The following is a 25,872-nucleotide window of genomic DNA, read 5'->3' as shown; positions in this document are numbered from 1 at the left end:
CGGGCGATGCCGCCGGCGAGGTGCGAGGACGGGATGGAACTGGATCTGCAGGACGCGTTGGCCGACAGCCCCGGCGGCCCGATCGCCCGCCCGTCGCTGCACGACCAGATCGTCAACCGCATCCGCGACATGGTGATCGAAGGCGTGCTGCCGCCCGGCGCGCGCATCCATGAGGGCCAGCTGGGGGCGCAGCTCGGCGTGTCGCGCACGCCGCTGCGGGAGGCGCTGAAATACCTCGCCAGCGAGGGCCTGCTGGACCTGGTCCCGGGCCGCGGCGCCGTGGTCAAGCGCTTCTCGGCCAAGGAGGTGCAGGACATGCTGGCGGTGCTCGGCATGCTCGAGGCCGAAGCTGGCCGGCTGGCCTGCGCCGAGGCGTCCGATGCCGGCATCCGCGAGGTCCGCGACCTGCATGACCGGATGCTGGCGCATTACCGCCGGCGCGAGCGGCTGGAGTATTTCAAGCTCAACCAGGCCATCCACTCCGCCATCCTGCGCCTGTCCGGCAACGCGGCGCTGGTGACGGTGCACGGCATCCTGCAGTCGCGGCTGAAGCGGATCCGCTTCATCGGCAACGGCAGCGAGGAGAAATGGGCCGCCGCCGTGGCCGATCACGAGGAGATGATCGCGGCGCTGGAGGCCCGGGACCCGGAGCGCCTGGCCGCGATCCTCAGCCGCCACATGGCGGAAAGCTGGAACCGGGTGCGGGACGCGATCTGAGGCGGCCCCTGACATAGAACCGTCATGGCGAGCCCCGAAGGGGCGTGGCCATCCGGGGGTCGGTGCCGCTGGATCGCCGCGTCGCTTCGCTCCTCGCGATGACGAAGAGGGCCAGGGGCAGGGTCTGAAGCCCGCCGGGCGCTACAACACCAGCGTCTCGTGCGGGCGCAGTGAGACGGTGCGGGCGGCGCCTCCGGTGACCGATGCCGGCACGGCTCCCTCGAACGGCCGGTCGCTGGCGTTGAACAGGCTGACCAGGTCGCCGTCCGGGAGGCCGCGCACCCTCTGCACGATCAGGTCGCCGAGCCCGTCCGGATCCGGCCGGCCGACGGCGGCGCCGAGGCGCGGGAAATCGCAGGGGCGGGCCCGGCCGTCCCCCAGCAGCCGGCGCAGCAGCGCCTTGCGCGCCGCCGGGATCTCGCCGAGATGGTCGCTGGTCATCAGCACGCCGCCGGCGAGACCGGCGAACAGCGCCAGGGATTCGACCTCGGTGTCCGACAGCTCGTGGAAGCGGTCGCGCAGCAGAATGCAGTCGGGGTCGGCCTGCCACAGGATGCCGTTGGCGAAGCTGCGGGTGGTCTGGTCGCGCAGCAGCGATTCCGCCGATTGGTGGCCGATCCAGGACACGCCGATGTCGCGGCCGATGCGCATGGCGTCCACCAGCCCGACCGGGGCGAAGATCGGCGACCCGCAGCCCAGCCAGAGGGCGTCGCCGATCTCCTCGCGGATCAGCCGGGCCATCCGCATCCACACCTCGATCCGGGTCAGCCCGTCGCGGTGCCAGCGGGCGTGGTCCGGGCCGAACTCCGACCCCGCATTCATGAAGTCGGTCTTGAAGTAGCGGCAGCCCCAGTCCCGCGCCCAGGTGCGGAAGACGCCGCGGATATAAGCCTCGGCTTCGGGATGCGTGACGTCGAGGACATGGTATTCCTCGCTGCGCTTGTGCCAGCGGAACTCGCCGTAGAAGCGCGAATAGACCAGCGGTTCGTCGCGGTCGCGCTGCCGTACCACCCAGTCGGGATGGTCGCGGTAGAGACGGCTGCGGTTGCCGACCAGGAAGGGCGCGATCCACAGGCCGGGGACGAAGCCGGCGGCGGCGATGTCGGCCAGCAACGGCGCCATGCCGCGCGGGAATTGCGGCTTCACCTCCAGCCAGTCGCCCATCTCCGGCGTGAAGCCGTCGTCGATCTGGAACACACGCAGCGGCAGGCCCTCGGCCTTCGCCCGGCACGCGCCCTCCAGGTGATCGAGGAGGTTTTCCTCGGTGATCGCGGCATAGAGGTTGTACCAGGAGCACCAGCCGGTGATGCGCTCCTCGGCGATGCGCGGCGGCAGCGGTGAGTGCTCAGCCACCGCCCGGGCCCAGGCGCGCAGGCCTTCCTCCACCGCCGCATGCTCGAACAGGGCGAACCATTCGGAGACGGCGTTGCCATCGTGCGGGGCGTGGTCCCAGAGGGCCTCGATGACGACCGCGAAACCGCCCGTCGCCGGCCGGAAGCCGAAGCGGTGCTGGAACCGGTCGTGGCGCAGCGCGCCGAGCACCACGCCGCCCTCGCCGTCGCGCGGCAGCAGCTGGGTCACGGCGTATCCGGTCCAGGCCTTCTCGTCGCCGGAGGCGAGGCGCTCGGGCGTGACGAAGAAGCTGCCGTCCCAGCTGTGATAGCCGGTACGGAGATAGGCGCGGGCCGGCCCGGCGTGGCCGATCTCGAGGCCCAGCGCCGACAGCGGCCGGCCGGCCAGCCAGCCGTCGAGCACCAAGCGGAAGGCGAGGCCTGCCGTGCCGCCGAAGGTGCGACGTTCGATCTCCAGCCGGAAACGGCCGTCCTCGGCTGGCCATTCAAGGGTCCAGCCTTCAGGCACCTCCCGGACGACCGGCGCCGTGCGCACCGCCGCGCCGTCGATGAGCGGCACGATGTCCGAGAGGCAAAGAGTGGAACCCTGGAAGGCGAGGGCGTCGGCGTCGAATTGCATCAGGTCTTCTCCGCCCGTTGGCTTGAGCGATGATCCCTTATGCGGATGGCGTCTATCCCTGACCCGTCATGGCGAGCCCCGCAGGGGCGTGGCCATCCAGGCTGGTCGGGTCTGCTCCGGCCGCGGGACTGGATGGCCACGCTTCGCTCGCCATGACGGTCAATCAAAACGCCACCTCTCTCCGCTCCTCTGCCGAGCGCAGCGCCGCCAGCGCCAGATGCAGCGACCGGGCGCCGTCGCGGATCGGGGTGCGGGCCGGGCAGCCGCTGCGGATGGCGTCGATCAGGTCCAGCAGCTGGGCGGCGAAGACGTCGCGCGTCCCGGCGATGCGCTCCGCCGCCGGCTCGCCGTCGGTGCGGGTGAGCGCCGCGGTGTTCCAGTCGGTGAAATGGCCGGTCATCCGCTCCGCCACCAGATGGATCTCCTTCTCCCAGCGGCCGGGCACGGCGCCGTTGGTGGCGTTCAGCAGGGCGATGCGGCCGTCGTCATAGCCCAGCAGCATGGCGCTGAGATCATCGCTGTCGTAGCGCTCGACGCCGCGGTGGAAGAAGGAGGCGGTGCGGGCATAGACCGTCGCCGGGTCGCCCAGAAGGTACCGCGCCAGGTCGATCATGTGGATCAGCTGCTCCACCATCTGCCCGCCGGATTTCGCCTTCTCCCGCCACCAGGGTGCGTGCAGCGCGTTGCAGTGGAAGCGGGCGGAATAGAGGCCGGGCCGGCCGGTCTCGCCGGCAGCGGCCAGCTCCGTCCAGCGCTCGACCGCGGCGCCGAAGCGGCCCATGAAGCCGACCTGAGTCTTGATGCCCGCGGCCTCGGCCGCCGCCACCATGCGGTCGGCATGGTCGCCGTCCAGCGCGATCGGCTTCTCCAGCAGCAGATGGATGCCGCGCCGCGCGGCGCTCTCCACCTCGTCGGAATGGGCGAAGGGGGGCAGCGCGACGATCAGGATGTCGAGATCCGCCTCGTCGAGCATGCGCTCGCGGTCGGCATAGGCCCGGCCGCCATGCGCGGCGGCGAAGACGGCGGCCTTGTCCGGGTCGCGGCCGCAGCAGGCGACCAGGGTCGCCGCCTCCGGGTTGGCGGCGATCGCCGCGGCGTGGCGGGCGGCGATGCCGCCGGCGCCGAGGATGCCGATGCGCAGCGGCCTCATTGGTCCTCTCCGAAGGTCAGCACGGTCTGCAGCGCGTCCGGATCGCCGCGGTCCAGCCGCTCGAACAGCGCCGGCGCCTGCCGGAACGGCACCTCTTCCGTGATCAGCGGCAGCAGGTTCAGCCGGCCCTCATGCTGCAGCCGCACCGCCGTCTGCCACAGCCGCGGCTTCGACCAGCGGTAGCTGGCGCCGGGGGCGACGCCGGAGATCTGCGAGCAGACCAGCTGCACCCGGTTGTGGTGGAACTCCTCGCCGAGGTGGAGGCCCCGCGCCTCGCCCTGGAAGAAGCCGAGGGCGACGACCCGCGCCGAATAGGCGACGGTCCGGATCGCCTCGGCCAGCGCCGCCGGCACGCCGGAGACCTCGATCGCCGCATCGGCGCCGCGCCCGCCTGTCTTCTCCTTCACGATCTCGGCCACCGACCCGGCCGTGGGATCCAGCACTTCCGAAGCGCCCAGCAGCAGCGCCATCTCGCGCCGCGACGCCACCGGGTCGACGCCGATCACCTCGGCGCCGGAGGCGCGCGCCGCCTGCGCCACGATCTGGCCGGGCACGCCGAGGCCGAAGACCACGACGACATCGCCGATCCGGATCTCGGCGTCGTGGACGCCGTTCAGCGCCACGGCGCCGATATGGGAGAAGATGCCGATCCGCGGGTCGGCGCCCTCGGGCAGCAGCCGGCCGATCACGGCGTCCCGCGCGGCGACATGATGGGTGCGGTGGCCCCAGGTGCCGTAGACGCGCTGGCCCGGCCGCAGGTCGGACACCTCGCGCCCGACCTCGACGATCTCGCCCGCCTCCTCATAGCCCAGGTTGCGCACGGGATAGTCCCAGCTCGGCGTGTCGGCGGCGCGGAACAGCCGGCTCGCCTCGTCCCAGCTTTTGGCCATGAAGGGGTTGGAGCCGCGGTACTGCGACAGCTCGGTGCCGGCGCTGACGCCGGAAAAGAGGGTGCGGATCCGCACCTCCTCCGGGCCGAGCGGCGGGTGCTCGAAGCTCTCGAAATCCAGCGCACGCGGGCCGCGCAGCAGGAGGGCGGTCGGCATGGTCAGGCGGCCTTCGCCCGCTTCCGCACCAGCTCGGCGACCATCGCCGCGGTCCAGGTGAAGTTGCCGCCGCCCAGCCCCTCGCCGGTGACGGGGTCGTAGTATTCGGCAAAGCCGCCCGCGATCAGGCTCAGGCTGTCCTCGTGCACGGCGTCGGCGGCCTCGGCCAGGCCGCAGCGGGCGAGGCCGTCGGCGACCAGGTAGTTGACGATCAGCCAGGCCGGCCCGCGCCAGTAGCGCTTCGGCTCGAAGCGCGGATCGGCCGGGTCGTGGCTGGTGATGCCGAAGCGGGTCCTGCCGCGCCACTCGGCGATGCGGGCGGCCAGCGCCCGCTGCCGCTCGGGCGTGCCGAGGCCCGCGAACAGCGGCAGCAGCCCGCCCACGGTGCGGCTCTCGATCAGCGTGTCGGTGGTGCGGTCGAGGCAGAGATACTGGCCGTGCTCCTCACTCCACAGCCGCTCGAAGGCCGCACGGGCCTTTGCCGCCCGGGCCCGCGCGGCGGCGGCGAGCCCCGTCATCCCGAAGGCCTCGCCCAGCGCCGCGATGTCCTCGTCGGAGCGGATCAGGATGGCGTTGAAGCCGGGGTCGACGACTCGGAAGGGCGAGGCGTCGTGCAGCTTGGCATTGTCCCAGCCGAGGCCGCGGAAGCGCTGCACCAGCCAGAGATAGCGGTCGTACTCCGCCTTGTGCGGGCGCTGCGAGGGATCGACATGGCTGGTGTCGCGGCGCTGATAGGGCTCGACCCCCTCGGTCGGCACCCGCGCCAGCGCCGCGTCCCAGTCGACCGAGTTGTCGCGGCCGGATTCCCAGGGGTGGAGAATGGCGACCAGGCCGGTGCCCTGCGGGTCGCGGGCGGCGTAGAACCAGCGGTGCCAGGCATCGGCCGCGCCGATCAGCGCCCGCGCCTTCTCCTCGGCCAGCACCCTGTCCTTCGCCTCCTCGTAGAGGCGCCGCAGCACGAAGCCCATCACCGGCGGCTGGGTGATGCCGGAGGTCGGCGTCGGCCGGCCGGTGTTCCAGACCTCCGGGCCGGGGAAGTAGCCGTCGTCATACACGTGGAAGACGATGTGCGGGATCATCCCGTCCGGCCATTGATGGGCCGCCAGGGTCTCGATCTCGGTCCAGGCGCGGCCCTCGTCGATGTGCCGCTGGCCCAGCGCGGTCAGGCAGGAATCCCAGTTCCACTGGAAGGGATACAGGCCCTTGGTCGGGACGGTGTAGCTGCCGCGGTCGTTCTCGGACAGGACGGTCGCCGCGCGCGCGAAGGCGGTGTGGTCGTCGAAGGCGGTCACAGGAAGGCTCCGGTGGGCTCGGGGGAGGGGAGACGTCACTGGATGGCGTGGCCGGTCTCGGCGTCGAACCAGCGCACCCGGCCGGGCTTCGGCCGCAGGCTGATCGGCTGGCCGGGCTCGACCGCGTGCTCGTTGTCGACCACGGCGCGGAAGCGGTGGCCGGCGACGTCGAGGGTCAGCAGCTTGTGCGGCCCCAGCGGCTCGATCACCCGGACGGCGCCGGACAGCCCGTCGGCGCGGATCTCGACATCCTCGGGGCGGATGCCGAACTCGATCCGGCCGGCCGCGGCCTTCGGCGGCTCCAGCGTCAGCCCGGCCACCTTGATGCCCTGGCCGTTCGGCTCGGCCGGCAGGAAGTTCATCGGCGGGTTGCCGATGAAGCTGCCGACGAAGCGGGTCGCCGGGTCGGCATAGACCTCGGTCGCCGGCGCCGCCTGGACGATGCGGCCCTGGTTCATCACCGCGATGCGGTCGGCCAGGCTCATCGCCTCGACCTGGTCGTGGGTGACGTAGATGGTCGTGGTCCGGCTCTCCTGCAGCACGCCCTTCAGCTCGGCCCGCATCTCCAGCCGCAGCAGGGCGTCGAGATTGGACAGCGGCTCGTCCATCAGCAGCACCGCGGGCTCGACCGCCAGCGCCCGGGCGACGGCGACGCGCTGCCGCTGCCCGCCCGAGAGCTGGCCGGAATAGCGCTGCAGCAGCTGCTCGATATGCATCAGCTCCGCCGCGCGCCCGACCTTCCGGGCGACATCCGCCTCCGGCATCTTCTTCATGCGCAGGCCGAAGGCGATGTTCTCGAACACCGTCATGTGCGGGAAGACGGCGTAGTTCTGGAACACCATGGCGATGCCGCGGTCGCGCGGCGCCAGCCCGTCGACCCGCCTGCCGCCGATCCGGACCTCGCCGCTGGTCGCGGTCTCGAGGCCGGCGATGATGCGCAAGAGGGTCGTCTTCCCGCAGCCCGACGCGCCGAGCAGCACCAGGAACTCCTGGTCGCGGATGGTGAGGTCGACGGCGTGCAGCGCGGTGTAGCTGCCGAACCGCTTCTCGACGCCTTTGATTTCGATGTCTGCCATGGCGGGATCCTCGTCAGCGGTTGGCGATGCCCCAGAGGGAGAACAGGTACTTTCGGATCAGGAACAGGAAGATCAGCGCCGGCACCACCAGCACCAGCGCCCCGGCGAATTTCAGGGGCAGCGGCGAAACGTCCAGGCTGGTCAAGAGGAAGGCGGTCAGGGTCTGGTTCTGGATGGTCAGCACCGAGGCCGCGAACACCTCGTTCCAGGAGGTGACGAAGGCGAAGACGCCGGACGCCGCGATGCCCGGCAGGGCCAGCGGCACCACGATCTTGAGGAAGGCCTGGAACCGGGTGCAGCCCAGCGTCCAGGCCGCCTCCTCCAGCTCCACCGGGATGCTCATGAACAGCGAATAGGTGATCAGGATGGCGAAGGGCAGCGCCAGCACCGTGTGGATCAGCGCCAGGCCCCAGATCGTGTCGTCGAGGCCGGTGCGGATGTAGAAGACCGCCAGCGGCAGGGCCAGCAGCGGCAGCGGGAAGGCCCGGGTCATCAGCACCAGCAGGCGGAAGCTGCCCTTGCCGCGGAAGCGGAACCGCGCCAGGGCGTAGCCGGCCGGGGCGCCGATGCCGATCGACAGCAGCATGGTCAGCCCGGCCACCAGGATGGAGTTCAGCAGCGCCCGGGCGACGCCGGCGTAGTTCCAGAAGAAGGACAGGCTGTCGATGTCGAAGGTCGGGACGAAGGCCTTCGGCCAGCCGGTCACCGCCTCGCGCGAGTTGAAGGCGTTGACCGCGAGGAGATAGAGCGGCACCAGCACCCAGAGGCACAGGACGATGGTCGAGATCCGGATCCCCCAGCGGCCGGGCACGGCGGCCGGCGCGGCGGGGACGGCGACGGTGTCGGGGGTGGTCGCGGTCATCGGGCGGCCTCCTTCCTCTCGCCCAGCGCCCACAGGAAGAAGAGGGTGAAGGCGATCGAGATGCCGAGGATCACCATGGCGTAGGCCGCGGCGCCCTCGCGGTCCTGCAGAGCGAACTGCCAGTTGAAGGTCTCGCCCATCAGGATCGGCAGGTTGTTGCCGGCCAGCACCATGACGATGGCGAAGACCTCGAAGGCCAGGATGGTGCGCAGGATCAGCGCGGTCTGCAGGCTGGGCCGCAGCAGCGGCAGGGTGATGCGGACGAAGCGCTTCCACGGGCTGGCGCCGAACACCTCCGCCGCCTCGTAGTACTCCTTGGGGATCAGGCTCATGCCGGCGACCAGGATGACCAGCACGATGGCGGTCGCCCGCCACAGCTCGGCGATGATGATGGCCACGAACAGCGCCACGATGCTCTGATAGCTCAGCAGCAGCTTCGGGCCGGGGATCAGGCCGACATAATAGAGGACGCTGTTGAGAAAGCCGTTCTGCTCGAGGATGGCGAGCCAGATCAGCCCGGCGGCGAGGTCGGAGATGCCGAGCGGGATGGTGAAGATGTACAGCGCCACGTCGCGGCCGCTCTTCAGCGCCATCACCAGGCTGGCCATGGCCAGCGCCAGCGCGATCTGCAGCGGCACCAGGATCAGGGTCAGCACGAAGGTGTTGCGCACCGCCGGCCAGAACTTCCAGTCGGCGGCGATCGACCGGAAGTTGCCGAAGGACAGCTGGCCGTATTGGGTGAAGGCCTCGACCGCCACCTGGCCGAAGGGCACCAGGAAGAAGGCGACCAGGAAGATGGCGGCCGGGGCCAGCAGGATATAGGGCAGGACGCGGGCATCGCTCATGGCGGGCTCCGTCGCAATTCGACGCCAGACGCAGGCCAAAGCTCAACGAGTCCCCCCTCCCCTCGCGGGAGGGGGCCAGGGGGAGGGGGTTCGGGCAGCAAGAACCGGCTTCGGCGATCAAGGGATGCGATAGGATCCAGGAAGGGCGGCGTCACATCTCTTCGATCGACAGCCCCCTCCCCCTGCCCCCCTCCCGCGAGGGGAGGGGGGACAAGGAAGGGACGGGCTCGACCCATTCCGGCCATCACTGCACCTTGCACGGCCCGTCGCTCACCGGGTCCGGGGCCCAGCAGGGGGCGCCCTTCTCGTCGAAGATCGCCTGCAGGGCCTGGGCCTGCTGGTCCAGCACCTCGCGGACGTCCTGGCCGGACAGGACGATGCGCTGGAACGTGTCGCTGAACGCCTTGTTGTAGCGGCCACCTGCGTCGCCCAGCCCCATCGGCAGCAGCACGGGCAGGGAATCCTTCGCCGCGCTCTGCGCCGCCACCACCGGCTGCAGCATCTTGATGCTGTTCGGCACGTCGGCCGGCAGCTGAACCTCGACCACGGGGAAGAAGCCGGTCGCCTTCATCATGGCGATCTGGTTCTCCGGCTTCTCCATATGCGCGACCAGCGCCTTGGCGTCTTCGAGGGCGTTGGTGGTCTTCGGGATACCGATGCCGGTCAGCACCGGCATATGGCCGCGCCCGGCCGGCCCGGCGGGCACCGGGAAGACGACGAAATCGTCCGGCTTCTGGTTCAGCGCGTCCTTCAGCCGGGCGACATGGTCCCAGGCCACCCAGACATCGCCGGTCAGCAGCGGCTCCTGCATGAAGGCGTAGCCGGTCGAGGCCGGGGTGACGGAGGCGGTCCAGAAGTCCCGGAACGACGTCCACATCGCCTCGGCCTCCGGCGACTTGAACTTCACCACGGGCGAGCCGGTGTAGGACGGGTAGAGATAGCCCTGGAAGAAGCGGTGCATCAGCCCCTTCGGGCCGGCCGGGAAGCCGATCTTGGGCGATCCGGTGGCCTCGGCCATCGCCTTGCCCCAGGCGGCCAGTTGGTCGTAGGTCAGGGCGTTGATGTCGGCGCCCTGCGGCAGGTACTGCAGCGCCTGCTTGTTGGCGGCCATGACATAGGTCGCCTGCATCCAGGGCAGGTATTTCTGCTCGGCCGTGCCGAGCTTGCCGAGATCGAGATAGGATTTGTTGATCGCGCCCTCGGGCACGATGCCGGACAGGTCGATCAGACCGTCCGGGATGTTGGCGAACTCGCCGTGCAGCCCGCCGATCACGGTGATGGCGCCGGATCCGGCCTTCAACTCGGCCTGGATGCGGGTCATGAACGGCCCCGGCTCCTGCGCCGAATAGGTCACCGGCTTGCCGAATCCGGCCAGGACGGTTTCGCGCATCGCCTGCGATTCCTCGACCGGCGTCGCCTGGGTCGACCAGAAGAGGATCTCCTGGGCGCCGGCGGCGCCGGCCAGGCCGAGGCCGAGCAGGCCGGCGGCAAGGGCGACGGCTGTGGTCCGGATGGTCATCCTGTCCTCCCTCTTTGTCTGCGGCCGGCCTCCGCGGCGCCGGCCCGTTCACGCCCGCCGGTCATGCCGGGCGGGCGCGTTTCCGTGGCATCGGGGCCGAGCCGTGGCTGGCCCGTTCGACGAATCTCACCTCGGCCAGGCGCGGCTCGACGCCGTCCGGTCCGTTCTCGATGGCGTCCACCACCATGTCGGCGATGACCGTGGCGCTGCGCTGGATGTCCTGGTCGAAGGTCGACAGGGGCGGCCGGGCATAGGCCGCGATCGGCACGTCGTCGAAGCCGACGACCGACAGGTCCTCGGGGATGCGCAGCCCCGCCTCCTGCGCCGCCTCCATCACCGCCAGCGCCAGCCGGTCGGTCATGCCGACGATCGCGGTCGGGCGCGGATCCAGGGCGAAGAGGCGCCGGGCCGCGGCCATGGCGGCGGCCTTGTCGCGGACCGGCACCGCCGGCAGCCGGTCCGGCGCCAGGCGGATGCCGTGCCCGGCCAGCGCGCTCTCGAAGCCGCGCCGCCGGAAATGGGCGTAGCTGTAGGGCTCGCCCGGCGACAGCAGAGCGAACTCCCGGTGGCCCAGGGCGTGCAGCCGGTCGACCAGCCCGGCGAAGGCGGCCTCGCCGTCGGTGTCGAACCAGGGATAGGCGGCCGGGGGATCGATCAGCCGGCCATGGGCGACGAAGGGGAAGCGGCGCTCGATCAGGAAGCGCACGCGCGGGTCGTCGCAGGTGACGCGGTTGATGACCACGGCGTCGATATGGCCGCCGTCGACCACGTGCCGCAGCACGGTCATGTCGTCCTGGCCGCGCGGCACGGCGGCCAGGAACAGGTCGCGGCCGCGCCCGGCCAGCCCGTCGGCGACGCCGGACAGGAACTGGCCCAGGAAATCGTCCATGAAGTTGGGGGCGCTGATCGGCAGCAGCACGGCGACGAAGTTGGTCCGCCCCGACACCAGCATCCGGCCGATGCGGCTGGCGACATAGCCGTGGGTGCGGGCGGCCTCCTCGACCCGGCGGCGGGTCTCGGCGCTGACGTCGGAATAGCCGGCCAGCGCCCGTGACACGGTGGTCGGCGACAGGCCGAGCTTCAGCGCCAGCTCCTTCAGCCGGATTTGCCGGGTCACCGCCACAGCGCAGGCCTCCCTGTCCCGCCCATGCACGTTCAAAACGTTTTGGATTCGCTCCGAATGATTCCCAAAACGTTTTGGAACTGTGCGGCAGAATCGGAGCAGGGTCAAGCGCGAGCTCTTGAACGCAATCGGCCGTCCGGGAATCTGCTACTTCTGCCGCGGCTCCCGCAGCGCCGTGCCGGCGGCGGCCTGGCGGCCCTCGCGCCGGGCGATGACCGCCTCCAGCAGGGTACGCGCGGCGTTGCGCACCTCCTCCTGCACCGCCCTGTCGCGGTCCAGGGCGTCGTGGCTGGTGGCGTAGGGCTCCCAATAGCCGATATAGCGGTCGATCTCGGCCAGCGGCCCGGCCGGGACCAGATGCATGTAGCACAGCCAGTCGGACAGGCTGCGGCGCACGCTTTCCGCGCCCTCGACGTCGCCATGCACCACCACGGCGAACAGCCGGCCGGCCAGGTGCCGGGGATAGTCCCAGCCCGCCATCTCGATCTCCTTGGCCCGCCTGGCGTCTTTGCCATGGGTCAGGGTCGGGTCCGGGTTGCCGCCGTCGGCGCAGACCAGCCGATCCATCATCAGCTTCACCGGCGAGGAGACCTGGTACCAGTTCACCGGCGTCACGATCATGATCCCGTGCGCCGCGACCCACAGCGGATAGATCTCGTTCATCCAGTCCTGCAGCTGGCCGAGCGAATAGTTCGGGTAGCAGGAGCAGGGCCAGTGGCAGAGGGCGGGCGAGGTCGAGAAGCAGGTCTTGCAGGGATGGATGTGCCGCCCGTATTCCGAGGCCAGCCGGCTGAGGTCCAGCAGGTCGGTCTCCACCCCCGCGGCGGCGGCGAAGACCTCGCGCGCCAGCTGCGCCAGGCGATAGGTCTTCGACAGCTCGCCGGGGCAGGTGTGCTCGCTGCGCGCGGCGCCGCTGATCAAGAGGATCCGGTCGGGCAGGGCCGGGTCGGCATGGCGGTGCTCCGCCGCGCGGATCGCGTCGCGCGCCGCCAGCCAGTCGACGGAGAGATCGTAGTCGGGATCGGCGAAGCCCGGCCCGGCCTTCCGCGTCCGCGGGCTCTTCCGCGAATGGCTGTACGCATCCCAGGCCGCGGCGGCGATCCGGCCGAGCTCGGCCTGCAGCGGGTCGAAGGCGGGATCCTGGAACTGGCCGAGGAACCGCCGCCGGAACTCCTCCTCGCTCAGACCGGGGCTCGGGCTGCCCTTGCGCGGGTTGAGATCGGCCATGACGGCGTCCCGCCCGGCGGTCAGCCGCGCACCAGTGGGGTGTCGACCAGGTGCTCGGCCAGGAACCAGGCCTGCAGCTCCCCGGTCCGGATCAGGTCGGAGACGATCAGGTCGTTGGTGCCGTCGTCGCCCATCTCGGCCGCCTTGCCGGCGGCTTCATGGGCATCGATCAGGATCAGCTCATGCGCCTCGAGCAGCCGGGACAGCATGGCCGGGACCTCCTCGCAGCCGTCGGGCGCGCGCGGGATCCGGGTGATCTCCGCCACGTGCCGCGGGTCGCCGACCGCGATCCCGCCCAGCGTCTGGATCCGCTCCGCGATCTGGTCGATGAGCGCCAGCTGCTCCCCGGCATGTTTGTCGAGCAGCAGATGCAGCTGGTAGAAGGTCGCGCCGCGCATCAGCCAGTGATGCTTCTTGTACAGGGCGTGCAGGATCTGCGAATCCGCCAGCAGCTGGTTCAGGCGCTGGCAGGAATAGAGGCGCGCCTCGTGCGACAGCCCCAGCGGCAGCTGCCGGACCGTGCCGAAGGCCTGGATCTCGCCGCCGTGCTGGTGCAGCCAGGGCTGGCTGGTCCGCGGGCGATGGTCATGGGCAGTGACGCGCTGCACGCTTCTCGCCATCTTCTCTCTCCCGTTTCACCGGTTCCCGGACGGCCGGCGGATTGCGTGCCGTCGCCGTCCATCAAGGGATACGGCGCGACGGCCGCCCGGGTTCCGGGGCCGGTTAGGCCTCGAGCAGGTCCTCGATCCGGATCGGCAGCGCCCTGATCCGCTTGCCGGTCGCGTGGTACACGGCGTTGGCGACGGCGGCCGCGGTGCCGACATTGCCCAGCTCGCCGATGCCCTTGATGCCGGCCGGATTGACCTTGTTGTCCTCCTCCGGCACCAGGATCACCTCGACCTCGCCGATATCGGCGTTCACCGGGATCAGGTATTCGGCGATGTCGGTGTTGGCGTAGCGCGCGGTGCGCCGGTCGATCTCGGTCTTCTCGTGCAGGGCCGAGCCGACGCCCCAGATCATCCCGCCCATCAACTGGCTGCGCGCGGTGCGCGGGTTCATGATCCGGCCGGCGGCGAAGGCGCCGACCATGCGCGGCACCCGGATCTCGCGGGTGCGGGCATGGATCCGCACCTCGACGAACTCGGCCCCGAAGGCGTAGCGGATGAAGTCCTCGCCCCCCGGCCCGCCCGTCAGCGCGCTGGCGCCGCGGTACAGCTTGTCGATCGCGCCGGGCGGCAGTCCCTTGGGCACCGACTCCGCATACTCCTCGATCGCTCCGGCGCCGATGCGCCCGAACGCGGCCTGCAGCTCCTCCGCCTGCCCGTCCGGGCCGATCAGCCGGCCGTCGCGCAGGTCGTAGCCGGACAGGTCGTTGTCCCGGCCCGCCTTGGCGCGGAACAGCGTCTCGCGGATCGCGTCGCAGGCCTTGATCACGGCGGTGCAGACGCTGGCGGTCATGTTCGACCCGCCGGCGACCGGGGCGGGCGGCAGCGCCGTGTCGCCCAGCAGCACCTCGACCCGGTCGAGCGGCAGGCCCAGCCGCTCCGCCGCCGCCTGGCCGATCACCGTATAGGCGCCGGTGCCCAGGTCGTGCGCGGCCGTCGCCACCTGGACGCGGCCGTCGCCGAGCAGCCGCACCCGCGCCGAGGCGGCGGCGATCATGCTCGGATAGCAGGCGGTGGCGCAGCCCCAGCCGACCAGCCAGTCGCCGTCGCGCATCGATCCGGGCCGCGGGTCGCGCCGGGCCCAGCCGAAGGCTTCGGCGGCGGCGTCGTAGCAGGGCATCAGCGACCGGCTGCTGTAGGGCACGTTCCTGATCGGCTCCGCCACCGTGTCGTTGACGCGCCGCAGCTCCACCGGATCCATGCCCAGCGCCACCGCCAGCTCGTCCATCGCGCTCTCCAGCGCGTACATGTAGGGCACCTCGGCCGGGGCCCGCATGAAGCCGGGGGTGTTCCGGTCGGCATGGACGAGATGGACCTTCGAGGCGACGTTCGGCGCGGCGTACATCCGCGTCGTCGTGTCGGTGCCGGCGACCATGTAGGAATCGGGCCGCGAGGTGACCTCCCAGCCCTCGTGGCTCAGCGCCGCCAGCCGGCCGTCCTCGCCGGCCGCGAGCCTGATCCGGTGCCGGGTCTCGGCGCGGTGGGTCGTGGTGGTGAAGCCCTGGGCCCGGCTGGTCACCAGCTTCACCGGCCGGCCGACGCGGCGGGCGGCGACCGCGGCCAGGGCGGTGCGCGGCGTCACCGAGGCCTTCGACCCGAAGGCGCCGCCGACGAAGGGGCTGACCACCTGGACATTGTCCGGGTCGAGGCCCAGCTGCTGCGCCACCCCGTGCTTCAGCCCGTAGACGATCTGGCTCGGCTCGTGGATGGTCAGCCTCACCCCGTCCCAGGCGCAGGTGGTGGTGAACAGCTCGATCGGATTGTGGTGCTGGATCGGGGTCTCGTATTCGGCATCGACCACCACGGCCGCGTTGCGGATGGCGGCGTCGACATCGCCGATCGCCGGGTCTTCGTGCGTCTCCTTGGCCTTTGCGGCGTCGACCGTGTCGACGCCCGGCGCGTCGAAGCCCCAGCTGGGCGCCGGATCGGCCCGGTAGCGCAGCTTCACCCGGTGCGCCGCGTCCTGCGCCGCCTCGAAGCTCTCGGCGGTGACCACGGCCACGATCTGGCCGTCATGCCAGATCCGGGCGCTCTCGAGCGGCCGGATCGTGGTCGAGGCATAGCCGCCGGCGGCGAAATGCTTCATCGGCGCGACCTGGCCGTGCGCGTCGCGGTAGGTGAGGATGTCGAGCACGCCGGGCACCGCCTTCGCCTCCTCCAGCTCGATGCCGGCGATCTCGCCCTTCGCCACCGCGCTGGTCACCAGCACGGCATAGGCCGGGTTCTGGACCGGGGCGTCGGAGGGGTAGCGGGCCTCGCCGGTCACCTTGCGACGGCCGTCGATGCGCGGCTCGGGGCGGCCCATATTGGGGCCGGGCTCGGGGGCGGCTCTCACCATGTCACGCCTCCATCCTTGCGGCCTGCAGCAGCGCGCGCACCAGCGTGCGGCGCCCGAGATCGACCTTGAACGCGTTGTCCCGTTGCGGCCGGGCCGAGGCGAAGGCCGCCTCCGCCGCCGCCTCGGCCGCCTCCTCGTCGAGCGGCTTGCCCTTCAGCGCCGCCTCGGCGGCGCGGGCCCGCCACGGCACCGTCGCCACCCCGCCCAGCGCGATCCGGGCCTCGCGCACCGCCCCGTCGGCGATGTCGAGGGCGACCGCGGCGGAAGCGAGGGCGAAGGCGAAGGATTCGCGGTCGCGGATCTTCAGGTACAGCGACCGCCGGGTCCACGGGCCGCCCGGCACGTCGATGGCGGTGATGATCTCGCCGGGGGTCAGGCGCGTCTCGCGATGCGGCTCGCCGTCCGGCAGGCGGTGCAGCTCGGAGACCTGCAGAGTGCGGGCGCCATCCGGCCCGACGATGTCGAGCGTGGCGTCCAGCGCGATCAGCGCCTGCGCCAGGTCGCCGGGATATGTGGCGATGCAGGCGTCGCTGGTGCCCAGCACGGCATGCTGGCGGTTGACGCCCTGGATCGCGGCGCAGCCGGACCCCGGGACGCGCTTGTTGCACTCGGCCCAGCTGGTGTCGCGGAAATAGGGGCAGCGGGTGCGCTGCAGCAGGTTGCCGCCCAGCGTCGCCATGTTGCGCAGCTGCTGGCTGGCGGCGAGGTCCAGCGACTGCGCGATCACCGGATAGTCGCGGCGCACGTCCTCGTCCTCCGCGACATCCGCCATCCGGGCCATGGCGCCCAGATGCAGGCCCCGCGCCGTGCTCTCGATCCGGTCCTCGCCGATGCCGGTGATGTCGATCACCCGCTCCGGCCGCATCACGTCCAGCTTCATCAGGTCCAGGAGCGTGGTGCCGCCGGCGATGAACTGCGCGGCCTCGGCCTGCGCGGCGGAGCGGACCGCCTCCTGCACCGTTCCGGGATGGTCATAGGCGAAGGGGCGCATCTCAAGCCTCCATCTGCGGCTTGGCCTGGAGGATGGCGGCGACGATGTTCGGATAGGCGGCACAGCGGCACAGGTTGCCGCTCATATATTCGCGGATCTCGGCCTCGCTGCCGGCATGGCCCTCCTCGACGCAGGCGACGGCCGACATGATCTGCCCCGGCGTGCAGTAGCCGCACTGGAAGGCGTCGTGGTCGATGAAGGCCTGCTGCATCGGATGCAGGGCCCCATCGGGCGCCAGCCCTTCGATCGTGGTGACCTCACGGCCCTCCGCCATGACGGCGAGGACGAAGCAGGACAGCACCCGCTTTCCGTCCAGCAGCACGGTGCAGGCGCCGCACTGCCCGTGGTCGCAGCCCTTCTTCGAGCCGGTCAGGCCGACATGGTCGCGCAACGCGTCCAGCAGGGTGGTCCGGGCGTCGAGGGCGAGGGCATGGTCCTGGCCGTTGATCCTCAGCGTCACCGGCACCAGCCGGCCGTTGCCGTGTGCCGCCGTGCGCTCGGCCGTCTCGGCCAGCGCCGGCCCGGGGCCGGCGAGGGGGAAGGCGGCGGCGGTGGCGGTGATGCCCAGGAAGGCGCGCCGCTTGACGTCGGGCAGGCTGACGGGCTGGCGGTCTGCTTGCATCGCCTGGCTCCTGCAGTGTCGGGGAGGCCGCGGCCGTCATGGCGATGCGGCCCTTACCGACGACAATGCGGGCGCGGCGACACCGGTTCCTGGCCCGGCGGGATCAGGCCTCCAACCCGGCGAACGGGTCGCGCCAGGCCTCGATCCGGTTCAGCCGGTCGTGCCAGCGCATGATATGGGCGTATTGCGTCACCGGGATGCCGGCGCGCTCGGCGAAGGGCAGGGCGGTCGCCACCCGGAAATCGGCATAGGTCGGGCCGTCGCCGACCAGCCAGGTGCGGCCGGCCAGGACCTCGTCCAGGATCGGGCCGAAGACGCGAAGGTCGTCCGCAGCCTCCTCCAGGGCCGGCTGGTTCGCCGGCCGCGACAGGAATTGCGGGCGGATCAGGTTCTCGAAGTAGAAGACGTCGGCGGCCCGGGTGAAGTGATGGGTGCTCCAGCTCACCCAGCGCAGGATCTCGACCATGCGCTCGTCGGTCGGCCAGAACTCGCCGCCGGCCAGGGAAGACAGGCGGCAGGCGATCGCGTCGGTCTCCCACAGCGGCGGGCGTCCGTCCTCGACCAGGATGGGCACGCGGGTGTTCGGGTTGATCGGCCGGAACGAGTCGCGGTGGCGCGGGTCCATCGGGCTGGCGCGGACGAATTCGACCGGCGAACCGAGATACTTGGCCACCGCCACGGCGACGCGCGGGTTGAGGTTGGGCGAGTAGTAGAGCTTCACGGCGCTGCCTCCTGGGCGGGTCGCGGGACGATCACCCGCTCTCCTTGTCGCGCCGGGGAGGATGGAATCGACAGCGCCTCATTGCTCAATGCCCTCTTCTCACCGTCATGCGAGGAGGCGAAGCCGACGAAGCAATCCAGGGCGGCTCGCGCTGGCCCCTGGATTGCTTCGCTGCACTCGCAATGACGGTGGAGGGAGGAGGGGGCCGCCCTCACTCCTGCGCCGCCGGCTCCACCGGGCTGCGCATGCGGCGGTACACGAAGTCGGGCGGTGCCTCGCTGTGCGCCGCGGTCTCGGCCAGGCCCAGCATGGCGTCGTGGAAGGGCGACAGGACGCAGGCCGGGTCGGTGGCGTCCGCCCGGCCGGTCAGCGCCAGCGCCTGGCAGCGGCAGCCGCCCCAGTCGACCTCGCGCTGCGCGCAGCTGCGGCACGGCTCCGGCATCCAGGCGGTGCCGCGGAAGCGCTGGAAGGCGTCCGACGCCGCCCAGATCTCGGCCAGCGGCTTGTCGCGCACCGACTCGAAGCCCAGGCCGGGGATGGTCTCGGCGGCGTGGCAGGGCAGGACCTTGCCGGACGGGGTGATGTTCAGGAAGCGGCGGCCCCAGCCGCCCATGCAGGCCTTGGGCCGGCGGGCGTAGTAGTCCGGCACGACATAGTCGATCACCAGCTTGCCGTGCAGCCGCTGCCGTGCCGCCTCGACCACGGCGCTGGCGGCGTCCAGTTGCTCGCGGCTCGGCATCAGCGCGTCGCGGTTGTGCAGAGCCCAGCCGTAATACTGGACATGGGCGACCTCCAGCCGCCCGGCGCCGAGCCCGACCGCCAGGTCGATCATCTCCTCCAGCCGGTCGAGATTCTGCCGGTGGACCACGGCGTTCAGGGTCAGGGGCAGCCCGGCCTCCGTCACCCAGCCGGCGAAGGCCAGTTTCTTCGCCTGCGCCCCGGGGTAATGGCCGATGCGCTCGGCCGACTCCGCGTCGGTGTCCTGGATGCTCAGCTGGGCGTGGTCCAGCCCGGCCTCGACCAGCCCGAGAAAGCGGTCGGGGTCGATCGCGACGCCCGAGGTGATCAGGTTGGTGTAGAGCCCGGCCGCATGCGCGCCGCGGATCAGCTCCGGCAGGTCACGGCGGACCGTCGGCTCGCCGCCCGAGAAGTGGATCTGCAGGATGCCGAGATCCGCCGCCTCGCGGATCACCCGCAGCCAGTCCGCGGTCGGCAGCTCGTCCCGCGCCCGCTCCATCTCCAGCGGGTTGGAGCAGTAGGGGCACTGCAGCGGGCAGCGATGGGTCAGCTCCAGCAGCGCGGCGAGCGGTGGTTCCAGGCGGGGTGACATCTGGTTCATGTCGCCAGGACCCGTTTGGCCGTCAGGTCGTCGACCAGCTGTACCACATCGGCCTCGACCTCGCCCGGCTCGGCCTCGAAGCTGCGGGCCAGGTCGGCGGCGATCTCGGCGACGGTGGCGGTGCCGTCGCAGCGCCGGACGATCTCATAGGCGGTCTCGTCCAAGAGGATCACCCGCTCCGGCGCCAGCACCACCCAGCTCTGCCGCGCCTCGTCCCAGCGCAGCCGCGACCCGCGGGCCAGCCGCGGGCGGGGGGCGGCGGGCTCGGCGGCCATGCTCACTGCCGGTCCTCCGGCACGAAGGCGCCGGGCGGGATATGGCCCGGCTCGACATAGGCGTGGTGCAGGGCGTCGAGCTGGGCCCACAGCACGTCGCATTTGAAGATCAACGCGTTCATCACGTCCTGCTGCTGGTCCGGCCGCCGCGCCTCGCGCTTGACGTAGTCCAGGGCGAAATCTGCGTCGCGCGGCGCCTGGGTCAGCCGCTTGTCGAAATAGGCCAGGGCCTCGCGCGACACGAAGTCGTAATTGGCCAGCATGCCGGCGACGCGGTTGCCGATGATGGTCGGCGCGAACAGCTCGGTCAGCGACGAGGCGACCGCTTCGAGCAGCGTCCTGTCGCGCACGAAGCGGACATAGGCGTCGACCGCGAAGCGGGTGGCCGGCAGGATGCCGCGGCCGTCGATCACCGCGGCGCGGTCCAGGCCCAGCGCGTCGGTCAGGCGCAGCCAGCGGGCGATGCCGCCTTCGCCCTCCTGCTCGCCGTCGTGGTCGACGATCCGCTGCCGCCAGGCGCGGCGCAGCGCCGGGTCCTCGGCGCGGGACATCAGCGCCGAATCCTTCAGCGGGATCCGGCTCTGATAGTAGTAGCGGTTCAGCGCCCAGGCCTGCACCTGGCCCCGGTTCAGCTTGCCGCCGTGCAGCAGGGCGTGGAAGGGATGGCGGTCGTGGTACCGCTCCCGCCCGATCGCGCGCAGCGCCGCCTCCAGCTGGTCCGGGGTCATCGGTTCGGTCATAGGGCGATCTCCATCCCGTCTTCCGCCACCTCCCAGCCGGCCTCGGCCAGGGCGGCGCGCTCGGGCGAATCCTCGTCGAGGACCGGGTTGGTCGTGTTCACATGGATCAGGATCCTGCGCCGCACGTCGAGATCGGCGAAGGCGGCGATGGTGCCGTCCGGCCCGTCGATGCTCATATGGCCCATGCGCCGCCCGGTCTTGCTGCCGACGCCGGTCGCGATCAGCTCGTCGTCGCGCCACAGCGTGCCGTCGAAGAACACCAGCGGCGATCCCCGCAGCCGCGCCCGCAGCTCCGGCGTCATCGCGGCGCAGCCGGGGATGTAGTGGAAGCGCAGCCCGTTGCCGGCGATCTCAAGGCCCAGCGTCTCGTCCGGCGCGCCGGACAGGTCGTCGCCGGCCTGGCCTTCCAGATAGAGCGGCACCTTGCCCGGGACCGGGAAGGCGGTGACGGTCAGGCCCAGCCCGCCGCCGGGGCCGGTGACCGGGAACGACCCGTTCGGCGCCACCGCATGGCGTTCGACGCAGCGGGCGCTGAGGGCATCGAAGATCGGGTTGGCGGCCAGGGCAGCCAGCACCGGCGGCGCCGCCCACAGGGCGAAGGGCTGCGATTCCCGCATCGACAGCAGGCCGGCGACATGGTCGATCTCGCCGCTGGTCAGGATCACCGCGGCGATCGGCGAATGGCGGAGGCCGGCCTGCGGCCACAGCGCCGGGGTGGCCTGCACCTGCTGCCGGAAATCCGGCGAGGCGTTCAGCAACAGCCAACGCTCGCCGTCCGCACTGACGGCGAGGGAGGCCTGGGTGCGCGGCTTGGCGCGCAAAACCCCGGTCCGCACCCCCCGACTGGTGGGCGCGTTGCAGTTCCATTGGGGAAAACCTCCGCCGGCGGCGGAACCGAGGACGACGATGCGCATGGTCTCAGCCCCGCTTTCCGCAGCCTCGCCGGATCCGCCGCATGGCGGAGGGTGTCGTTACACGGTCGCGCAGGCGTAGGCGTTGATCTCGCAGCCCACGGAGATTTCGCGGATCTTCGGTGTCTTCCAGCGTTTCATGAGGCTCCTCCAGTCAGGGGCAAGCTCTCTTCGGATGACGCCTCGACCCGGACCTTGGTTCCGGGCCGCGAGCATCATGAACATGATGCGCCTTCCGTGCGTCAGGGGAATACTACTTTGGAGCCAAGTCCGGCATTTCTTGTCGCACCGGCGTGCACCTGGGGCGGCGGTTCACTCGCTCCGGGACACGAGTTGCGCCCGCCGCTGCTTCCGCAATTCGAGAAAACGGTCCCGTATCGTACGGAACAGCTTAGGCGGCAAAAACCCGTAGGCGGCTCCGGCCGGTCCCTTCTCACGAGGGAAGCGCAGATCCGGTCCGGGCCAGTAGAAGACGTTAGCCTCGGTCAGGATGACCCATGAACGGGCATCGTCGAGCCCGAGATGCTCCTTGACGACCGTGGGGATCTCGATGCCGTCCCCCGGCTCGGCCGGCGCCGAATGCGTGATCGGCAATGCATAGACCCGGATCCGGCCGTCTTCCTCCCGATGGACCAGCAGCACCGCGCAGGGTCGGTCCTTCTCGCCTTCCTCCCGGCCGGCACGGGCGGCTTCTTCCCAGAGATAGGCGTAGCGGATGACGAGGCCGGGCGCCGGCGTCGGCCAGGTCACGAATGCTTATCACCCAGTAGGGCGTCGAGATGGGCGTGCTCCGCCGGGACTTCAGCGCCTGCGATCAGCTCTGCCTCCTCGTCCGTCACATCCTCGACCCGCACCACGCGGCGATCCCGGCTCTTGAGACGCTCGTATTCTTCGGCCGAGAGTATGACCAGCCGGTCCCGGCCGTTCTTGGTGATTGTGACGGGTTCGGAGAGGGCGCGATCGGCGAGGGTTCCCCAGCGCTTGATGAAATCTGCAGTCGTGACGCGCATGTGGACCACCAATTTGTAGATTGTCCACAAAATATGGATTCTCGGGATAATTCGCAATCCTGAGGCGTTGGCTAACCGGCCTCTCACCCGGTCGGGGGCGCGAACCACACGCCGACCATGGCGGCGACGCTGACCAGGGCCAGAAAGCCGTTGACGGCGATCAGCAGGGCCGCCGGCAGGCGGTGGACATCCGGCCGCGGCGGCGGCACCCCCGGCGCCAGGTTGCGCCAGACCGCGGCGGCGAAGCAGAAGGCGCTGAACAGCACCAGCAGCGTGCCGGTGCCGAAGATCATCCACTCGGCCACCAGCCCCTCCAGCAGCTTCCGGCTGCCGATGCCGGCGGCCAGCGCGCCGAGGCCGAGCTGGGTCCAGGAGGCGTAGGTCCGCTCCGCTGCCAGCACCGTCCGGCTCGCCGCCAGCTCGGTCCGGCGGTCGGCGGAATCCGTCATATCGGCCGTCATCACGGTGCGGTCGGCGGCCAGGCGCGTCCGGCGCGCCTCTTCTCTGCTGCTCTCCGCCATTCGGGCTCTCCGATAGGGGGCTCTGCCATGACAACACCCCGGTGGAGCCGGATGGCGCCGGCGCCCGTTGGCCCGGTGAAGGGAGGCCGCCATGGGACCATCGCCGCGGACGAAATGGGGCGTCGCGCTGGGCTTTGCCCTGGGCGGCTTCTTCGACGGCATCCTGCTGCACCAGATCCTGCAGTGGCACCACCTGCTCAGCCTGGTCCCGGGCGCCGGTGACCTGCGCATGCAGGTGCTGTGGGACGGCTATTTCCACGCGCTGATGTATGTGATCGCGGCCGTCGCGCTCTGGGGCCTGTGGCGGGGACGCCGGACGGGCGACGACGGCGGGCCGCTGTCCGCGGCCGTCCTCGCCGGTTTCGGCCTGTGGCACGTGGTCGACGGCGTGCTGTCGCATTGGGTGCTCGGCCTCCATCGCATCAGGCTCGACAGCGCCAGCCCGCTGGCCTGGGATCTCCTCTGGTTCGCGGTCTTCGGCCTGCTGCCGCTGGCCCTGGGCTGGCTGGTGCTGCGGCGTGGCGCCGGTGGGCCGACACAGGGGGCCGTCCTCGGACTCCTGCTCCTCGCCGGGGTGAGCGGGGCCGCCGGCGCCTGGGCGCTGCGCCCGCCGCCCGGCCAGCCCTTCACCACCGTGGTGTTCCGGCCCGGTCTGGAGCCGCAGGAGGTGCTCGGCGCGCTGGATGCCGCGGAGGCCCGGCTGGTCTGGTCCGACCCCGCGATGGGCGTGGTCGTCGTGGCGGTCGCGCCGCAGCGGCGGTGGAGCTTTTACCGCCACGGCGCGCTGCTGGTCGGCGGCTCCGGCGTCCCGGCCGGCTGCATCGGCTGGAGCAGGGCTCAGGCCGCCGCCGGCCGCGCGCTCATGGTCAGCAGGTCGTAGCGGGCCACGGTCTCGTCGTTCTGGTTGAACACCTCGACGTCCCAGCGCACCTCGCCGTATTCCGGCATGCGGGCGGCGGTCTTGCGCTTGACCGTCAGCCGCACCCGGATCGAATCCCCGGGCGACACCGGCTTCAGGAAGCGCAGGTTGTCGAGGCCGTAATTGGCCAGCAGCGGCCCGGGCGCCGGGTCGACGAACAGGCCGGCGGCGAAGGACAGGATCAGGTAGCCATGCGCCACCCGGCCGGGGAAGAACGGGTTCGCCTTGGCCGCCTCCTCGTCCATATGAGCGTAGAAGGCGTCGCCGGTGAAATCGGCGAAGTGCTCGATGTCCGCCAGCGTGATGGTGCGCGGCCCGGTCTCCACCGTCTCGCCGATCGTCAGCTCGTCGTAGTTGCGGCGGAACGGGTGGGTGGCCGGCACCGGCGCCGGGGCGCCCTTGATCCAGTTGCGCGTCAGGGCGGCCAGGCGGCTCGGCGAACCCTGCAGGGCGGTGCGCTGCAGATAGTGGTGGACGCCGCGGATGCCGCCCAACTCCTCGCCGCCGCCGGCGCGGCCGGGGCCGCCATGCACCAGCCCGGGCAGGGGCGAGCCATGGCCGGTCGACTCGCCGGCGCAGTCGCGGTCGACGATCAGGATGCGGCCGTGGAACGGCGCCAAGCCGAAGACCAGGGCGTCGGCCACCGAATCGTCATGGGTGAAGACCGAGGCCACCAGGCTGCCCTCGCCGCGGCGCACCAGCTCCACCGCCTGGTCCAGGCCGTCATAGGCGATCACCGTCGCCACCGGCCCGAAGGCCTCGACCGTGTGCACCTTGCGCGCCCGCGCCGGGTCGGTGCAGCGCAGCAGCACCGGCGCCATGAAGGTACCGCCCGCGATGCCGTCGGCTTTCGGGTCGCCGGCCACGATCTCCGCCTCCTCCGCCAGCTCGGCGATGCGGGCGCGGACGTCGTCGCGCTGGGCGGTGCTGACCAGCGGCCCCATCCGCGTGCCCTCCTGCCGCGGGTCGCCGGCCGAGATGCCGGACAGCTTCTGCGACAGGGCGGCGATCACCTCCCGCTCCAGCGCCCGCGGCACCAGGATGCGGCGGATGGCGGTGCATTTCTGCCCGGCCTTCGCCGTCATCTCGCGCACCACCTCCTTGACGAACAGGTCGAATTCCGGCGTCCCCGGCGTCGCGTCCGGGCCCAGCACCGCGGCGTTCAGCGAATCCCGCTCGGCGATGAAGCGCACGGCGTTGCGCAGGATCGCCGGGTGGTTGCGCAGCTTCTCCGATGTCTCGATCGAGCCGGTGAAGGCCACCAGGTCCTGCCCGGTCAGGTGGTCCAAGAGGTCGCCGGCGCTGCCGGCCACGAATTGCAGGCTGCCTTCGGGCAGGATGCCGGAGTCGACGATCAGCTTCACCAGCGCCTCGGCGACATAGGCGGTGGCCGAGGCCGGCTTGGTGATCACCGGCACCCCGGCCAGGATCGCCGGCGACAGCTTCTCCAGCAGGCCCCAGCAGGGGAAGTTGAAGGCGTTGATGTGCACCGCGACGCCGGTCAGCGGCGTCAGGATGTGGACGCCGACGAAGCTGCCGCCCTTGGACAGCCTCTCGACCCCATCCTCCAGCAGGAAGCGCTCGCTCGGCAGCTCGCGCCGCCCGCGCGAGGCATAGGCGAACAGCGTGCCGATGCCGCCGTCGACATCGATCAGGTTGTCCCGCTTCGTCGCCCCGGTGTCGGCGGCGAGGGCGTAGAGCGGCTCCTTCCGCTCCGACAGGTAGAGCGCCAGCGCCTTCAGCATGTCGGCGCGCTGGTGGAAGGTCAGCCGGCGCAGCGCCGGGCCGCCGACCTCGCGGGCGTGGCGGACCATCGCCGCGAAGTCCAGGCCGCGGCTGGACAGCCGGGCCACCACCCGGCCGTCGATGGCGCTGGCGATGTCGGCCAAGCCCTCGGCCGGGGCGATCCAGCGGTCCTCGGCGTAGTTCTGCAGGATGGGGGTCATGGGCATCCTCCCGATCACCCGGTCCGCGACGTCGGTTGGCGATTGA

26 protein-coding genes are annotated in these 25,872 nt (G+C 71.1%); 2 read left to right on the top strand and 24 right to left on the bottom strand.

Annotated features, from left to right (window positions below):
• Positions 1-33: 33 nt before the first annotated feature.
• The gene (locus G537_RS0121455) at positions 34-717 is read left to right on the top strand and encodes a GntR family transcriptional regulator (protein WP_034852530.1); all 684 of its coding nucleotides are present in this window, start codon (positions 34-36) and stop codon (positions 715-717) included.
• Between the two features lie 141 nt (positions 718-858).
• On the opposite strand, the gene G537_RS0121450 is transcribed toward G537_RS0121455, so the two are convergent.
• The 23 genes from G537_RS0121450 to G537_RS0121340 all read right to left on the bottom strand — a co-directional run bounded on the left by G537_RS0121450 (position 859) and on the right by G537_RS0121340 (position 22,961).
• Positions 859-2,688, bottom strand: a complete 1,830-nt coding sequence (locus G537_RS0121450; protein ID WP_026871866.1) for a glycoside hydrolase family 36 protein — start codon at positions 2,686-2,688, stop codon at positions 859-861.
• 163 nt (positions 2,689-2,851) lie between these two features.
• Positions 2,852-3,838, bottom strand: coding sequence for a Gfo/Idh/MocA family protein (locus G537_RS0121445; RefSeq protein WP_026871865.1), 987 nt, complete (start codon positions 3,836-3,838; stop codon positions 2,852-2,854).
• Positions 3,835-4,884 (bottom strand): zinc-binding dehydrogenase, encoded by a 1,050-nt coding sequence (locus tag G537_RS0121440; protein ID WP_026871864.1) that lies wholly within the window; start codon positions 4,882-4,884, stop codon positions 3,835-3,837. The genes G537_RS0121445 and G537_RS0121440 overlap by 4 nt, the downstream gene beginning before the upstream one ends.
• A gap of 2 nt (positions 4,885-4,886) precedes the next feature.
• On the bottom strand, positions 4,887-6,176 hold the full coding sequence (locus tag G537_RS0121435) for an amylo-alpha-1,6-glucosidase (RefSeq protein WP_026871863.1): 1,290 nt from the start codon (positions 6,174-6,176) through the stop codon (positions 4,887-4,889).
• A 35-nt stretch (positions 6,177-6,211) separates the two neighbouring features.
• Positions 6,212-7,252 carry an ABC transporter ATP-binding protein gene (locus G537_RS0121430; RefSeq protein WP_026871862.1) on the bottom strand — a complete coding sequence of 347 codons (1,041 nt, stop codon included), beginning with the start codon at positions 7,250-7,252 and terminating at the stop codon, positions 6,212-6,214.
• Positions 7,253-7,265: 13 nt separating this feature from the next.
• The gene (locus G537_RS0121425; RefSeq protein WP_026871861.1) at positions 7,266-8,114 is read right to left on the bottom strand and encodes a carbohydrate ABC transporter permease; all 849 of its coding nucleotides are present in this window, start codon (positions 8,112-8,114) and stop codon (positions 7,266-7,268) included.
• On the bottom strand, positions 8,111-8,959 hold the full coding sequence (locus G537_RS0121420; RefSeq protein WP_026871860.1) for a carbohydrate ABC transporter permease: 849 nt from the start codon (positions 8,957-8,959) through the stop codon (positions 8,111-8,113). Before G537_RS0121420 ends, G537_RS0121425 begins: the two co-directional genes overlap by 4 nt.
• A gap of 244 nt (positions 8,960-9,203) precedes the next feature.
• Positions 9,204-10,478: an ABC transporter substrate-binding protein gene (locus G537_RS0121415; protein WP_026871859.1), complete on the bottom strand. Its 1,275-nt coding sequence runs from the start codon at positions 10,476-10,478 to the stop codon at positions 9,204-9,206.
• Positions 10,479-10,539: 61 nt separating this feature from the next.
• Positions 10,540-11,595 carry a LacI family DNA-binding transcriptional regulator gene (locus G537_RS0121410; RefSeq protein WP_064742190.1) on the bottom strand — a complete coding sequence of 352 codons (1,056 nt, stop codon included), beginning with the start codon at positions 11,593-11,595 and terminating at the stop codon, positions 10,540-10,542.
• Between the two features lie 153 nt (positions 11,596-11,748).
• Entirely contained in the window at positions 11,749-12,828 is a 1,080-nt protein-coding gene (locus G537_RS0121405) for a flavodoxin family protein (protein ID WP_026871857.1), read from the bottom strand.
• 20 nt (positions 12,829-12,848) lie between these two features.
• Positions 12,849-13,448 (bottom strand): Dps family protein, encoded by a 600-nt coding sequence (locus G537_RS0121400; protein WP_034852528.1) that lies wholly within the window; start codon positions 13,446-13,448, stop codon positions 12,849-12,851.
• Between the two features lie 103 nt (positions 13,449-13,551).
• Positions 13,552-15,831, bottom strand: a complete 2,280-nt coding sequence (locus G537_RS0121395; protein ID WP_026871855.1) for a xanthine dehydrogenase family protein molybdopterin-binding subunit — start codon at positions 15,829-15,831, stop codon at positions 13,552-13,554.
• A gap of 1 nt (position 15,832) precedes the next feature.
• Positions 15,833-16,822 carry an FAD binding domain-containing protein gene (locus tag G537_RS0121390; protein ID WP_026871854.1) on the bottom strand — a complete coding sequence of 330 codons (990 nt, stop codon included), beginning with the start codon at positions 16,820-16,822 and terminating at the stop codon, positions 15,833-15,835.
• Position 16,823: 1 nt separating this feature from the next.
• Positions 16,824-17,444, bottom strand: coding sequence for a (2Fe-2S)-binding protein (locus G537_RS0121385; RefSeq protein WP_051248799.1), 621 nt, complete (start codon positions 17,442-17,444; stop codon positions 16,824-16,826).
• Between the two features lie 103 nt (positions 17,445-17,547).
• The gene (locus G537_RS0121380) at positions 17,548-18,165 is read right to left on the bottom strand and encodes a glutathione S-transferase family protein (RefSeq protein WP_026871852.1); all 618 of its coding nucleotides are present in this window, start codon (positions 18,163-18,165) and stop codon (positions 17,548-17,550) included.
• Positions 18,166-18,376: 211 nt separating this feature from the next.
• The gene (pqqE, locus tag G537_RS0121375) at positions 18,377-19,495 is read right to left on the bottom strand and encodes a pyrroloquinoline quinone biosynthesis protein PqqE (protein WP_211230453.1); all 1,119 of its coding nucleotides are present in this window, start codon (positions 19,493-19,495) and stop codon (positions 18,377-18,379) included.
• Positions 19,496-19,500: 5 nt separating this feature from the next.
• Entirely contained in the window at positions 19,501-19,779 is a 279-nt protein-coding gene (gene pqqD / locus G537_RS0121370) for a pyrroloquinoline quinone biosynthesis peptide chaperone PqqD (RefSeq protein WP_026871850.1), read from the bottom strand.
• A gap of 2 nt (positions 19,780-19,781) precedes the next feature.
• Positions 19,782-20,519 carry a pyrroloquinoline-quinone synthase PqqC gene (pqqC, locus tag G537_RS0121365; RefSeq protein WP_026871849.1) on the bottom strand — a complete coding sequence of 246 codons (738 nt, stop codon included), beginning with the start codon at positions 20,517-20,519 and terminating at the stop codon, positions 19,782-19,784.
• Positions 20,516-21,433 (bottom strand): pyrroloquinoline quinone biosynthesis protein PqqB, encoded by a 918-nt coding sequence (gene pqqB, locus G537_RS0121360; protein ID WP_026871848.1) that lies wholly within the window; start codon positions 21,431-21,433, stop codon positions 20,516-20,518. Before pqqB ends, pqqC begins: the two co-directional genes overlap by 4 nt.
• Before the next feature lie 57 nt (positions 21,434-21,490).
• Positions 21,491-21,571: a pyrroloquinoline quinone precursor peptide PqqA gene (pqqA, locus tag G537_RS45640; RefSeq protein WP_034852526.1), complete on the bottom strand. Its 81-nt coding sequence runs from the start codon at positions 21,569-21,571 to the stop codon at positions 21,491-21,493.
• Between the two features lie 171 nt (positions 21,572-21,742).
• Positions 21,743-22,180 (bottom strand): hypothetical protein, encoded by a 438-nt coding sequence (locus G537_RS0121350; protein WP_026871847.1) that lies wholly within the window; start codon positions 22,178-22,180, stop codon positions 21,743-21,745.
• Positions 22,177-22,440: a type II toxin-antitoxin system prevent-host-death family antitoxin gene (locus G537_RS0121345; RefSeq protein ID WP_026871846.1), complete on the bottom strand. Its 264-nt coding sequence runs from the start codon at positions 22,438-22,440 to the stop codon at positions 22,177-22,179. The genes G537_RS0121350 and G537_RS0121345 overlap by 4 nt, the downstream gene beginning before the upstream one ends.
• Before the next feature lie 83 nt (positions 22,441-22,523).
• The gene (locus G537_RS0121340) at positions 22,524-22,961 is read right to left on the bottom strand and encodes a DUF202 domain-containing protein (protein WP_026871845.1); all 438 of its coding nucleotides are present in this window, start codon (positions 22,959-22,961) and stop codon (positions 22,524-22,526) included.
• Positions 22,962-23,052: 91 nt separating this feature from the next.
• Here G537_RS0121340 and G537_RS0121335 point away from each other — a divergent pair, with 91 nt between their 5' ends.
• On the top strand, positions 23,053-23,841 hold the full coding sequence (locus G537_RS0121335) for a DUF2243 domain-containing protein (protein ID WP_026871844.1): 789 nt from the start codon (positions 23,053-23,055) through the stop codon (positions 23,839-23,841).
• On the opposite strand, the gene paaZ is transcribed toward G537_RS0121335, so the two are convergent.
• Positions 23,799-25,826, bottom strand: a complete 2,028-nt coding sequence (gene paaZ, locus G537_RS0121330) for a phenylacetic acid degradation bifunctional protein PaaZ (protein ID WP_026871843.1) — start codon at positions 25,824-25,826, stop codon at positions 23,799-23,801. The two genes, G537_RS0121335 and paaZ, sit on opposite strands and share 43 nt — an antisense overlap.
• Positions 25,827-25,872: the final 46 nt, after the last annotated feature.

It is taken from the genome of Inquilinus limosus DSM 16000 (genome assembly GCF_000423185.1).
GTDB lineage: Bacteria > Pseudomonadota > Alphaproteobacteria > DSM-16000 > Inquilinaceae > Inquilinus > Inquilinus limosus.
This window is presented reverse-complemented; position numbering and strand designations above follow the sequence as displayed.

Coding starts and splice junctions, on each gene's coding strand:
- G537_RS0121440 (WP_026871864.1), bottom strand. CDS start 4,884: ATGCCGACCGCCCTCCTGCTGCGCGGCCCGCGTGCGCTGGATTTCGAG.
- G537_RS0121405 (WP_026871857.1), bottom strand. CDS start 12,828: ATGGCCGATCTCAACCCGCGCAAGGGCAGCCCGAGCCCCGGTCTGAGC.
- pqqE (WP_211230453.1), bottom strand. CDS start 19,495: ATGTCACCCCGCCTGGAACCACCGCTCGCCGCGCTGCTGGAGCTGACC.
- pqqA (WP_034852526.1), bottom strand. CDS start 21,571: ATGAAACGCTGGAAGACACCGAAGATCCGCGAAATCTCCGTGGGCTGC.
- G537_RS0121390 (WP_026871854.1), bottom strand. CDS start 16,822: ATGCGCCCCTTCGCCTATGACCATCCCGGAACGGTGCAGGAGGCGGTC.
- G537_RS0121385 (WP_051248799.1), bottom strand. CDS start 17,444: ATGCAAGCAGACCGCCAGCCCGTCAGCCTGCCCGACGTCAAGCGGCGC.
- G537_RS0121335 (WP_026871844.1), top strand. CDS start 23,053: ATGGGACCATCGCCGCGGACGAAATGGGGCGTCGCGCTGGGCTTTGCC.
- G537_RS0121455 (WP_034852530.1), top strand. CDS start 34: ATGGAACTGGATCTGCAGGACGCGTTGGCCGACAGCCCCGGCGGCCCG.
- pqqB (WP_026871848.1), bottom strand. CDS start 21,433: ATGCGCATCGTCGTCCTCGGTTCCGCCGCCGGCGGAGGTTTTCCCCAA.
- G537_RS0121340 (WP_026871845.1), bottom strand. CDS start 22,961: ATGGCGGAGAGCAGCAGAGAAGAGGCGCGCCGGACGCGCCTGGCCGCC.
- G537_RS0121445 (WP_026871865.1), bottom strand. CDS start 3,838: ATGAGGCCGCTGCGCATCGGCATCCTCGGCGCCGGCGGCATCGCCGCC.
- G537_RS0121420 (WP_026871860.1), bottom strand. CDS start 8,959: ATGAGCGATGCCCGCGTCCTGCCCTATATCCTGCTGGCCCCGGCCGCC.
- G537_RS0121345 (WP_026871846.1), bottom strand. CDS start 22,440: ATGCGCGTCACGACTGCAGATTTCATCAAGCGCTGGGGAACCCTCGCC.
- G537_RS0121450 (WP_026871866.1), bottom strand. CDS start 2,688: ATGCAATTCGACGCCGACGCCCTCGCCTTCCAGGGTTCCACTCTTTGC.
- G537_RS0121395 (WP_026871855.1), bottom strand. CDS start 15,831: ATGGTGAGAGCCGCCCCCGAGCCCGGCCCCAATATGGGCCGCCCCGAG.
- G537_RS0121425 (WP_026871861.1), bottom strand. CDS start 8,114: ATGACCGCGACCACCCCCGACACCGTCGCCGTCCCCGCCGCGCCGGCC.
- G537_RS0121400 (WP_034852528.1), bottom strand. CDS start 13,448: ATGGCGAGAAGCGTGCAGCGCGTCACTGCCCATGACCATCGCCCGCGG.
- G537_RS0121430 (WP_026871862.1), bottom strand. CDS start 7,252: ATGGCAGACATCGAAATCAAAGGCGTCGAGAAGCGGTTCGGCAGCTAC.
- pqqD (WP_026871850.1), bottom strand. CDS start 19,779: ATGGCCGCCGAGCCCGCCGCCCCCCGCCCGCGGCTGGCCCGCGGGTCG.
- G537_RS0121415 (WP_026871859.1), bottom strand. CDS start 10,478: ATGACCATCCGGACCACAGCCGTCGCCCTTGCCGCCGGCCTGCTCGGC.
- paaZ (WP_026871843.1), bottom strand. CDS start 25,826: ATGACCCCCATCCTGCAGAACTACGCCGAGGACCGCTGGATCGCCCCG.
- pqqC (WP_026871849.1), bottom strand. CDS start 20,519: ATGACCGAACCGATGACCCCGGACCAGCTGGAGGCGGCGCTGCGCGCG.